Here is an 11,531-nt window from a genome sequence, read left to right as displayed (position 1 = left end):
CGGCGGCCGCCCCGGCCGGGGCCGGGGTGGTGACGACGACGGGCTCGGCGGCGCTGCTCGGCGCCCCGGCGGACCGGGTGACCCGGCCACGACGGCGCGGGCGAGCAGGCTTGTCGCCCTCGTCGGAGGACGAGGGAGTGGGGGCGACGGGCTCGACCGCCGGCACGGTCTCCAGCGGCACGGCTTCCACCGGCACGGTCTCCGCCGGCACCGTTTCCTCCGGCTCGGTCTCCACCGGTGCGGCGGGCGCGGTCTCGGCGACCGGCTCGACACCCGCCGGGGCGTCCGCGGTCTCGGCAGCCGGGGCCTCGTCGGCCGGGGCGGTGTTCTCGGCGTCGGTCGGCGGAGCGGTGGTGACCACCACGGCGCCGGCCGCCTGCGAGGGTCCGCCCGCCGGGCGTTCGGCCCGCCGGCGGCCCCGCCGGCGCGCGGGCCGGCCGGTGTCCGGCTGGTCCATGTCCGCGAGGGCCTCGGGATCGGCGGGATCGGCGACCACCACGGGGGCGGCCGAGGCCGTGACCACGCCGCCGGGTGCCGCGGCCTGCTCGGCGGCCCCGTGCCCGTGACCGGCCGCGGCCACGAGCTCGACGGCCGCGGCGACGGCGCTGCGGCCGGCTGGCGCGTGCCCGTTCCCGCGAGGCCCGTTGCCGGAGCCGCCGGAGCCGTTGCCGTTCCCGTTGTGCCCGGTGCCGTGGTCGTCGGCGCGCTCGTCGCGGCGCCGGCGACGGCGCCCGCCCGAGTCCTCCCGGCCGTGGTCGGGGTTGTCCGCCCGCTCCACCCCGTCCGTCGAGACGATCACGCCGCGGCCGCGGCAGTGCTCGCACGGCTCGGAGAAGTGCTCGAGCAGCCCGCCACCGACCCGCTTGCGGGTCATCTGGACCAGGCCGAGCGAGGTCACCTCGGCGACCTGGTGGCGGGTGCGGTCCCGGGCCAGGCACTCGGTGAGCCGGCGCAGCACGAGATCGCGGTTGGCCTCGAGCACCATGTCGATGAAGTCGATCACGATGATGCCGCCGATGTCGCGCAGCCGCAGCTGGCGGACGACCTCCTCGGCCGCCTCCAGGTTGTTCCGCGTGACCGTCTCCTCGAGGTTGCCCCCGGAGCCGGTGAACTTGCCGGTGTTGACGTCGACGACCGTCATGGCCTCGGTGCGGTCGATCACCAGCGTGCCGCCGCTGGGCAGCCAGACCTTGCGGTCGAGCGCCTTGAGCAGCTGCTCGTCGACCCGGTACTCGGCGAACACGTCCTTCGGCCCGACGTGCCGGCTCAGCCGCTCGGCCAGCTCCGGCGCCACGTGCTCGACGTACTCCGAGACCGTGTCCCAGGCGTCCCCACCGGAGACGACCAGGGAGGCGAAGTCCTCGTTGAACTGGTCCCGGACGACCTTGACCAGCAGGTCCGGCTCCTCGTAGAGCAGCGTCGGCGCCTTGGGGGCCTTCGGGCCGGTCTTCTCGGCCTTCTCCTTGACGATCTCCCACTGCGCCTGCAGCCGGCGGACGTCCCGCTCGAGCGCCTCGTGGGAGACCCCCTCGGACGCCGTCCGGATGATCACCCCGGCCTCGCTGGGGACGATCTCCTTGAGCATGTCCTTGAGCCGCTTGCGCTCGACGTCCGGCAGCTTGCGGGAGATCCCCGCCGCCCCACCGGACGGGACGTAGACCAGGAAGCGGCCGGCCATGCTGATCTGCGTGGTCAGCCGGGCACCCTTGTGCCCGACCGGGTCCTTCGTGACCTGCACGAGCACGCTGTCGCCGCTGCTCAGGGCCTGCTCGATGCGCCGGGCCTTGCCGTTGAGGCCGGCGGCGTCCCAGTCGACCTCACCGGCGTAGAGCACGGCGTTGCGGCCGCGGCCGATGTCGACGAACGCGGCCTCCATGCTGGGCAGCACGTTCTGCACGCGGCCGAGGTAGATGTTGCCGACCATCGAGTCCGACTGCCCGGCGCCGCCCGCGATGAAGTGCTCGACGAGCACCCCGTCCTCGAGCACGCCGATCTCGTTCCGCTGCCCGGTCTGGCGGATGACCATCGTCCGCTCGACCGCCTCGCGGCGGGCCAGGAACTCGGACTCGGACAGGATCGGCGGACGCCGGCGGCCGGCGTCGCGACCGTCGCGGCGGCGCTGGCGCTTGGCCTCGAGCCGGGTGGAGCCGCGCACGGACTGGACGCCGTCGTCGGCCTCGCGGTCCCGGCTGGTGTCGCGGGCCTGGCGGACCCGGGTGACGGTGTTGGGCGGGTCGTCCTCGGTGCGGTCGTCGCCCGAGTCGCCCGGTCCCTTGCGACGACGGCGGCGGCGCCGGCGGCGGGAACCACCCTCACCCTCGCCCTCGTCGGAGTCCCCGTCCTCGTCGTCGCCGTCGGTGCCGGCGTCCTCGGACTCGGCCGCGTCGTCGGACCGGTCGTCCTGCTCGCCGGAGTCGTCCGACTCGTCGGTGTCGTCGGCGGAGTCGCCGCCCTCACCGCGGCCACGGCCCCGGCCGCGGCGGCCGCGGCGGCGACGGCGGCGGTTCCCGGCCTCGTCGTCGTCGGCGTCCTGGTCGGCCTCGGAGTCGGTGTCGGCCCGGGTGTCGGGCTCGGTCTCCGCGTCCGCGGCCGGCTCGACCTCGGCGGGCTGCTCGGCCCTGGCGCGGCTGCGCCGGCGGGGCTTCTCGACCGGCGCCTCGTCCGCCTGCTCGGCGGCCCGGGTGTCGACGGTCTCCTCGGCGGGCACCTCGGCCTGCTCGACCTCGTCCGCCTTGCGACGACGGCGGCGCGGGGCCGGCTCGGCGGCCGGGGCCTGGAACAGGGGCGCCGGCGGGGAGAACACCGCCGCGGCGGGGGCACCGGGCGCGGCGGGGGCCGCGGCCTCGGTGTCGGAAGGGGCCTCGGCGGGCTCCGCGGCGGCGCTGAAGGTGGCGCGGGCACGGGCCCGGCGGCGCTTCGGGGCGGGCGCCTCGACGGGCTCCGCGACCGGCCCGGACACCTCGCCGGACACCTCGGCGGGCTCGGCAGCGGCGGCCTCGGGAGCGCCGGGCTCGGCAGCAGGTTCGGCCACCGGAGCGGCCGGCTCGGCGGCGGGGGCCGCGGCGCTCGGCGCGGCGGTCTCCGCCCCGGGCAGCAGCACGGTGACGACCTGCTCGGCCGTCTTGCGGTCGATCCCCGCCTGGGGGCTCTTCGCCGGGCTGCCGATCTCGGCCAGCGCGGCGAGGACCTCCTTGCTGGTCCTGCCGATCAGCTTGGCGAGCGCGTGCACTCGCAGCTTCTCGGGCAGGTCCGACACGGGGAACTGCCCGCCGGAATCCCCGGCGGGCGCATCGTTGAGGGACATTCAGCTCCTTCGCCCCCGGGCGCCCTCAGGGAAGGCGGCCGCGCAGGGGCCTTACGGCGTTCTCCCGTCCCACGGTGCGGGACGGGCAATCCTGGTTCGCTACGGCGGTGCTCCGTCGGCGTGTCCTACGGGCCCGGCCCGGGAAGTTCGGGGCCGGCGCGGCACCTGCCCGCGGCGGTCAGGCCCGGGTGGTGACCCGGCCGGGACCGAGCGGATCGGCGAGGCGTCCCGAGTCGTCGAGCAGGCCCTGCGCCATCCGTGTCGCCTTGGCGGGCACCGGTGGCTTCAGACCTGCGACAACGTCGAGCGCGCCCAACACGTCGTCGGGTCGAACGGCAGGTGTCGTCTGTCGTACGACCGCCGTCAGTATCGCACAGTCTCCGGCTCCGGCGGCCCCGTGCGGTGTGACGCGGGCGGAGACACGGGCCGAGACGACCGCGGCCCGCACGTCGATCTGCCGCGTGCCCGAGGGCATCAACCGGTCCACCACCAGGGTGTCCTCGGCGAGGAGCGCGGCGATCGCGGCCTCCAGCGCGGCCGGCTCGACGCCGTCGAGAACGATCTCCCAGAGGCTCGCGTCGATCCGCTCGGCCAGCGCCGGCGGCGCGGCGATCACCGCGTCGAGGATGTCGAGCCCGTCGGGGAGCACCGCGTCGAGGGCCGAACGGACCAGCTCCGGTTCCATCTCCCGGGTCAGCCCGATCTCGAAGTACTCCGCCTCGCTCGCGGTGCCGGTGGGCGCCGCACCGTTCCACGAGATGCGCGGGTGCGGGCTGAACCCGTGGGAGTGCGACACGGGCACGCCGGAGCGGCGCACGGCCCGTTCCACGCTGCGGGCGACGTCGCGGTGGGAGAGGAACCGCAGCCGCCCGCGCTTGGCGAACCGCACGCGGATGCGCTGCACGGTCGGCGGGGCGGGGTTCGCGGCCTCACCGGGACGCACACGGGCCATGGGACAACCTGTTTCAGTCGTGGTCCGGTTCGAGGACCAGGAGGGTGTCGCCGGCGGGATGGAAGCCGGCGTTGCGGTAGAAGGTGGTGCTCCGGGCGGTGGGGGCCAGGATCAGGCGGCGGTAGCGGCGCTCCCGGGCGTGCGCGATGACCGCCTCCAGCAACGCCCGCGGCACCCCGCGGTCCGAGAACGAGCCGAGCACGAAGGCGTTGCCGACCTGCCCGATCCGCGCCGCCCGGACCCCGGGCCGGGGCATCGGGACGATCTCGACGACGTTGATGGACCCGATCGGCGTCCAGCCTGCCCGGTCCGAGCCGATCTCGGCCAGCCAGAAGGTCCGCCGGGGCTGCTCGACGCGCGCCCACTGGGCGAAGGCGGCCTCGAAGCCCGCGTCGTCGACCGGCCGGCCCGACCGCTCCTCCGCCCAGGCGCGGCGGAGCCTCGCCAGGCCGTCGACGTCCCGCTCGTCCGCGACCCGGACGAAGATCTCCCGTGAGGCGGAATCAGGCACCCAGCTCCCGCCCGACCGGGTTGAGCACGGTGAGCGGGATCAGCGTGGTCCCGCTCGGCCCCACCTCGATGTCCGTGCCCGTGGACGGGCACACCCCGCAGTCGAAGCACGGCGTCCAGCGGCAGTCGTCCTGCTCCTGCTCCGACAGCGCGTCCTGCCAGTCCTGCCAGAGCCAGTCCCGCTCCAGGCCGGAGTCGAGGTGGTCCCAGGGCAGGACCTCGGCCTCGTCGCGCTCCCGGGTGGTGAACCACTCCAGCGACACGCCCTGCGGCTCCAGCTCCGCCTCGGCCGCGGCGAGCCAGCGCTCGTAGGAGAAGTGCTCCGACCAGCCGTCGAACCGGCCGCCCTCGCGCCACACGCGCTCGATCACCGCGCCGACCCGGCGGTCACCCCGGGCGAGCAGGCCTTCGATGAGCGAGGGCTGGCCGTCGTGGTACCGCATGCCGATGTTGCGGCCGATCTTCTTGCTGTTCACGGCCTCGCGGAGCTTGCGAAGCCGGTCGTCGACCACGTCCGGGTGGCACTGGGCGGCCCACTGGAACGGCGTGTGCGGCTTGGGCACGAACCCGCCGATCGAGATGGTGCACCGGACGTCGTTGCGGCCCGAGGCCTTGCGCCCGGCCTCGATCACCCGGTGCGCCATGCCCGCGATCTCGAGGACGTCCTCGTCCTCCTCGGTGGGCAGCCCGCACATGAAGTAGAGCTTGACCTGCCGCCAGCCCTGCGCGAACGCCTCCGAGACGGTGCGGATGAGGTCCTCCTCCGACACCATCTTGTTGATCACCTTGCGGATCCGCTCGGAGCCGCCCTCGGGGGCGAAGGTGAGCCCGGAGCGGCGGCCGTTGCGGCTGATCTCGTTCGCGAGGTCGATGTTGAACGCGTCGACCCGGGTCGAGGGCAGGCTGAGCGAGGTGTTGGTGCCCTCGTACCGGTCCGCCAGGCCCTTGGTGATCTCGGCGATCTCGGAGTGGTCCGCGCTGGAGAGCGACAGGAGGCCGACCTCGTCGAAGCCCGACGCGCGCACCGCCGCGTCGACCATCCGGCCGACGCCCTCGAGCGAGCGCTCGCGCACGGGCCGGGTGATCATGCCCGCCTGGCAGAACCGGCAGCCGCGGGTGCAGCCGCGGAAGATCTCGACGCTCGCCCGCTCGTGGACCGTCTCGGCCAGCGGGACCAGCGGCGCCTTGGGGTAGGGCCACTCGTCGAGGTCGCTGGTGGTGCGCTTCTGGACCGTGGCCGGGGCGCCCTCGAGCGGGGTGACCGCGGTGATCGACTCGTCGTACTCCACGGAGTAGAGCGACGGCACGTAGCAGCCGGGCGTGTGCGCGAGCCGGCGGAGCAGCTCCCGACGATCGGTGCCGGAGCTCTTCCACTCCCGCACCACGTCCGTGATGTCCCCGACGACCTCCTCGCCGTCCCCCAGCACCGCGACGTCGACGAACCGGGAGATCGGCTCCGGGTTGAACGCCGCGTGCCCGCCCGCGACGACGACCGGGTGCGACTCGTCCCGGTCCGCCGCGTGCAGCGGGATGCCGGCCAGGTCCAGCGTGGTCAGCAGGTTCGTGTAGCCCAGCTCCGTGGAGAACGACACGCCGAGCAGGTCGAAGGCCCCGACCGGGCGGTGCGAGTCGACGGTGAAGGCCGGGACGCCGTGCTCGCGCATGAGCGCCTCGAGGTCCGGCCAGACCGCGTAGCAGCGCTCGGCGAGCGCGTCCGCCCGCTCGTTGAGGACCTCGTAGAGGATCATGACGCCCTGGTTGGGCAGCCCGACCTCGTAGGCGTCCGGGTACATCAGCGCCCACCGGACCGCGGCGCCCTCCCAGGGCTTGGCCTGCGCGTTCAGCTCGCCACCGACGTACTGCACCGGCTTGGACACACGGGGCAGCAGCGGTTCGAGGGCGGGGAAGACCGACAGGACGCTCACACGGACCGAGGGTAGCCGCGTGACGCACACGCTTCCGCACACGCCCCGCCTCCAGGCTGCGGTTATCCACAGATTCGGAGGACACCATGACCACCCCTGACCTCAGCGCCGACCCGATTCACTCGATCGGCCCCAAGCACCGCGCCCTCTGGGCCTCGGGCTCCTACGCCACCGTCGCGGCCGACCTCATCCCCGGGCTGGGCCCGGTCCTGGTCGAGGCGGCCGGGATCCGCGCCGGTCAGCGGGTCCTCGACGTCGCCGCCGGCACCGGCAACGCCGCGATCCCCGCCTTCCGCACCGGGGCGTCCGTGGTCGCGTCCGACCTGACGCCGGAACTGCTCGACGTCGGCCGGAACCTGGAGCCGGGCATCGAGTGGGTCGAGGCGGACGCGCAGGCGCTGCCGTTCGAGACCGCCGAGTTCGACGCCGTGCTGTCCTGCGTGGGCGTGATGTTCGCGCCGTTCCACGCCCGCGCCGCCGCCGAGCTGGTGCGGGTGTGCCGGCCCGGCGGCACGATCGCGCTGCTCAGCTGGACGCCGGAGGGGTTCGTCGGGCAGCTGTTCGCGACCATGAAGCCCTTCGCCCCGCCGCCCCCGCCCGGCGCCTCCCCCGCCCCGCTGTGGGGCTCCGAGGAGCACGTCCGTTCGCTGCTCGGCGACGACGTGCGCGGGCTGCGGGCCGAGAAGCGGACCGTCGTGTTCGACGTCAGCACCTCGCCGGCGGACTTCCGGGGATGGTGGAAGGCGAACTACGGCCCCACGATCGCGGCCTACAAGGCCCAGGAGGACCCGGCCGCCCTCGACGCGGCGTTCCTGGAGTTCCTGGAGCGCTCCCAGCGCCCGGACGGGACCTGGGAGGCGGAGTACCTGCTGGTGACGGCGGTCCGCGCGTAGCCCGGCCGTGATCACCAGAGCCCGGCGCAGCCGGGTTGATCACCAGGACGTCACTACCCCGCGGTGATCATCAGGGCGTCACTGCTGAGTGATCAGGGAAAATTCGCGGTGAGGTCCTGGTGATCTCCCAAGTCGGTGATCACGGCGAGTCGGGCGGTATCGCGCGGGGCGGTCCCGGGGTCTTCTCCTCGGGAGGTGCGATGCCGACGATCGTCCGGTTGCTGGGGCCGCCAAGGGTGGAGGGTCCGGGGCTGCCCGCGCCCCGGGGCCGCAAGCCGTGGGCGCTGCTCGCGCTGCTGCTCACCTCGACCGGCCCTGTGCCCCGCGCCCGGGTCCTCGAGCTGCTCTATCCCGACGCCGAGGACCCGCAGGCGGCGCTGCGATGGACGCTCAGCCAGGTCCGGCGCGCCGTCGGCCCGGCGATCCGGATCGAGGGCGACCCGCTGACCTGCGAGATCGCCGACGACACCCGGATCGATGTGCTCGATGTCCTCGCCGGGCGGGCACCGGCCGGCTGGCCGCTCGCGGAGGCGACGCTGCCGCTGCTGGAGGGCGCGGAGCCGGACGTCCCGGAGTTCGCCGCCTGGCTGCACGGCCGCCGGCACACGATCGCGCAGGCCGGGGCACGGTTGCAGCGGGCACAAAGAGCGCAAAGGGCACAGCGGCGGCGCTCGCCGGCCAGCCGGGTCGCCGTGCGCGAGCTCGTGCGGGTCGGCGAACAGGTGCTCGACGCCGGCGCCTCCCGCGACGGCACGGCGATCCTGGCCGGGGCCGTCGCCCGGGCCCGCACGCTGGGCGACGACGTCGTCCTCGCCGAGGCGCTCGCCGCGTTCGGGCGCGGGTACGTCCACGCGGTGGCCAGCACGGACGGCCGGGCGATCGCGGCACTGCGCGAGGCGGACCGGCTCGCCACCCGGGAGGGGCTCGCCGAGGTGGCCGGGCTCGCCCGGCGCGAGCTCGGGTTCGTCGCGACCGCCACCGGGGACCAGGAGGGCGCGATCCGGCTGCTGGCCCTGGCCGACGCCGCCGCGGAGGGCCGGCCGGACGACCGGGCCGCCGTCGCGTACGGACGGGGGTTCGCCCTGGTCGACACGGTGCGCTCGGCCCGCGCCGAGGCCGAGCTGAGCACCGCGGTGGCGGTGACCGCGCACCGCGACCGGCCCCGCGCCCACGCCGCGGCGCTGGCCATGCGCGGGCGCGCCCGGCTCGCCGTGGGCGACGACGAGGGCGCGGCCAACGACATCGCGGCCGCCCGCACGCTGGCCACCGAGCTGGCCTGGACCTCGATGCGGCCGTGGATGGACACCCTGCACGCCGAGCTGCTCCTGCGCGCGGGGCGGCCGGGCGAGGCCGTCGAGGTGCTGGCCGACGCCCGCCCCGTGGCCGAGGTACTGGGCGACGCCTGCTGGATCGCCCTGACCGGGCGTGGGCTGGCCGCGGCGAAGGCCCGGCTGGGCAGGCCCGAGCAGGCGGCCGCCGAGCTCGAGGCCGCCTGCACCACCCTGGTCTCCGACGCGGACGTCTGCTGCTGGATCGAGCTGCACCTGCGGGACACGCTCTGCACGATCACCGAGGACCGGGACGCCGCGCTCCGCCAGGCCGCCATCCTCGGCGAGCGGGCCGAGCGCACCGGCCTGGTCGGCTACGCCGCCCGCGCGGCCGCCCACCGCGCGCGTCTGGGCGACCGGGATGCCGCCGTCGAGGCCCGCGCCCGCACCGCTGCCCTCAGGTCCTGATGATCACCGCCAGTGGTGATCATCAGGACGTCACCGTCGGATGATCACGGAGATTCCGCGCTGAGGTCCTGATGATCACGGACGGATGCGGCCCGCACTCAGCCCAGGAGGCCCGCGGCGCGCAGGGCGGCGCGGACGTCCTCGTGGTGCCACTCGTCCAGCGGCACGAGCGGCAGCCGGATCCCGCCCTCCATCAGGCCCAGCTCGGCGAGCGCCCACTTGACCGGGATCGGGTTGGGTTCGGCGAACAGGGCGCGGTGCAGACCCGCGAGGTCGGCGTCGATCGTGGCCGCCTCCTCGGCGTCCCCCGCGACCGCGGCCTTGCACATCCGCGTCATCTGCTCCGGCGCGACATTGGCCGTGACGGAGATGTCGCCGTGGAAGCCCGCGAGCATCGAGGCGCGGGCGGTCGCGTCGTCGCCCGAGTAGAGGGCGAAGTCCGGCAGCTCCAGCGCGACGAGGTCCCGGACCCGGTCCAGATCCCCCTTCGCCTCCTTGAGCCCCACGATGTTCGGCACCGAGGCGAGCCGCTCGACCGTCGACGGGAGCATGTCGCACGCGGTCCGGCCGGGGACGTTGTACAGGTACTGCGGGATGTCGACGGCCTCGGCGATCTTCCGGAAGTGCCGGTACAGGCCCTCCTGCGGCGGCTTGTTGTAGTACGGCGTGACGAGCAGCGCCCCGTCCGCGCCCGCGGCCGCGGCGGCCTTCGTGAGGTGGATCGCCTCGTCGGTGTTGTTCGCCCCGGTGCCGGCGATGACCTGCACCCGACCACCGACCACGTCGATCGTGCGGCGGATGACCTCGGTGTGCTCCTCGACCGTGAGCGTCGACGACTCACCGGTCGTCCCCACCGACACGATGGCCGCGGTGCCCGCGAGCACCTGCCGCTCGACGAGCCGCTCGAGGGCCTCGTGGTCGATGGCGCCGTCCTCCCGCATGGGGGTGACGAGCGCGACGATGCTTCCGGTGATCATGATCCAGCCCTTCTCGGGTGACGCGGTGAGGCGCTGGCGACGGTAGCAAGCGCGGAACGTACGCGCCGCCGCCTTCCGGTGCTCTTCAGGACACCCGAGGTGGTGCTGCCCCCACCCCGGGGGGTGCGGCGGCCGGAACCCCGATCCGGGGGGTCGCAGGCGCGATCCGGGGCCGCCGCGCTCCTAGCGTCGATCACCGAGAGGGGGAACGTGCGATGGCGACGACGACGGCAGTACCGACGGGCACAGCGCCGACCGGGACGGTGGCGGCGCGGCCCTGCGCAGCGGCGACACCGGTGCGGACGGCGACAGTGCGGCCGGCGACTGTGCGGACGACTGTGCGGATGACGACAGCGGTGCCGGCGACAACGGTGCCGGCTAGAGCGGTGCCGACGACAGCGGTGCCGACGACACGGCGTCCGGCGGAGGACCTGCCCGTGGCCCTGCAGGTGGGGACCGTGACGGCCCTGCTCGCGGTCGCGGCCCTGGGTCTGCCCTGGTGGGAGGCCCCGATCCGGTCCGTGCACCTCGACCGGCTCGCCGAGTGGCGGGCCACCGAGCTGCTCGGCGCCGACCTCGCGGGCGGTCTCCCCGCGACGGTCCTGGTGGCACTGGCGCTGGGCACGCTCGCGGTCGCCGGCCTCGGCACCCTGGGCAGGCTCGGCCGCCGGGCCCGCGGCCTGCACGTGACCGCGCTGCTGCTGTCGGGCGGCGCCTCGACCGCCGCGGCCTCCGCGATGCTCCTGACCCACGGCGGCAGCCTCCCGGGCCCCTGGCTCACCGCGATCCTCGGCGCGGTCGCGGTGGCCGGCGCCGCCCACGGCCTCCGCCCCCGCACCGCAGCCCACACGGCTGCCCGCACAGCAGCCCGCGCGTTGCCCGACACCCACGCCCGCACCTCGCCCCACACGGCCCGCACCTCGCCCGACGCCTCGCCCGAGCAGCCCGCGACGAGACGGCCCGCCGAGGCCGTCGTGGCGAGCCGCACCCCGGCCGAGCACCCCGTGCAGCCCATGTGGTCCCGCCGCGCCGCGCAGCCCGAGCGTCCGGCACTCCGTCCGCTCCGGACGCCCACCCCGACCTACTCGAGAACCGAGGCCGCCACCCCAAGGGTCGACGACCGCCAACCCTGCGCCGCCTGAACCTCGTGAGTGGCGATAGTCGTCATGACGACTATCGCCACTCACGGGGACGCTCCTATGGTTCGTCAAGCTCCTGAGGGCGTTGGTGGGTG

Annotated in this window: 8 protein-coding genes; 3 read left to right on the top strand and 5 right to left on the bottom strand. The window is 74.9% G+C overall.

From position 1 onward, the window contains the following. From ABD324_RS14715 to ABD324_RS14700, 4 genes are all read right to left on the bottom strand, one after another. Positions 1 to 3,304, bottom strand: a 3,304-nt coding sequence (locus ABD324_RS14715) for a translation initiation factor IF-2 N-terminal domain-containing protein (protein WP_344416759.1), incomplete at its 3' end; no start/stop codon positions are given. Between the two features lie 178 nt (positions 3,305 to 3,482). Next, positions 3,483 to 4,256 (bottom strand): TIGR03936 family radical SAM-associated protein, encoded by a 774-nt coding sequence (locus tag ABD324_RS14710; protein WP_344416756.1) that lies wholly within the window; start codon positions 4,254 to 4,256, stop codon positions 3,483 to 3,485. Between the two features lie 13 nt (positions 4,257 to 4,269). Continuing rightward, a complete protein-coding gene (locus tag ABD324_RS14705; RefSeq protein WP_344416754.1) occupies positions 4,270 to 4,767 on the bottom strand; it encodes a GNAT family N-acetyltransferase in 498 nt (165 codons plus the stop codon). Next, positions 4,760 to 6,691, bottom strand: coding sequence for a TIGR03960 family B12-binding radical SAM protein (locus ABD324_RS14700; RefSeq protein ID WP_344416752.1), 1,932 nt, complete (start codon positions 6,689 to 6,691; stop codon positions 4,760 to 4,762). The genes ABD324_RS14705 and ABD324_RS14700 overlap by 8 nt, the downstream gene beginning before the upstream one ends. An 86-nt stretch (positions 6,692 to 6,777) precedes the next feature. On the opposite strand from ABD324_RS14700, the gene ABD324_RS14695 reads away from it, so the two are divergent. Then, positions 6,778 to 7,584 (top strand): class I SAM-dependent methyltransferase, encoded by an 807-nt coding sequence (locus tag ABD324_RS14695; protein ID WP_344416750.1) that lies wholly within the window; start codon positions 6,778 to 6,780, stop codon positions 7,582 to 7,584. Between the two features lie 200 nt (positions 7,585 to 7,784). Next, positions 7,785 to 9,320 (top strand): hypothetical protein, encoded by a 1,536-nt coding sequence (locus ABD324_RS14690; RefSeq protein WP_344416748.1) that lies wholly within the window; start codon positions 7,785 to 7,787, stop codon positions 9,318 to 9,320. A gap of 98 nt (positions 9,321 to 9,418) precedes the next feature. Here the strand turns inward: ABD324_RS14690 and dapA are convergent, their stop codons facing one another. Continuing rightward, positions 9,419 to 10,297 (bottom strand): 4-hydroxy-tetrahydrodipicolinate synthase, encoded by an 879-nt coding sequence (gene dapA / locus ABD324_RS14685; RefSeq protein ID WP_344416746.1) that lies wholly within the window; start codon positions 10,295 to 10,297, stop codon positions 9,419 to 9,421. 437 nt (positions 10,298 to 10,734) lie between these two features. Between dapA and ABD324_RS14680 the strand changes: the two genes are divergently transcribed. Then, positions 10,735 to 11,439, top strand: coding sequence for a hypothetical protein (locus ABD324_RS14680; protein ID WP_344416743.1), 705 nt, complete (start codon positions 10,735 to 10,737; stop codon positions 11,437 to 11,439). Positions 11,440 to 11,531 lie beyond the last annotated feature (92 nt).

The sequence above is a fragment of the Pseudonocardia ailaonensis genome (assembly GCF_039531635.1).
In the GTDB taxonomy this organism is placed as follows: Bacteria; Actinomycetota; Actinomycetes; order Mycobacteriales; family Pseudonocardiaceae; genus Pseudonocardia; species Pseudonocardia ailaonensis.
The sequence above is the reverse complement of the archived record's forward strand: the minus strand, read 5'-3'. Positions and strand labels throughout refer to the sequence as shown.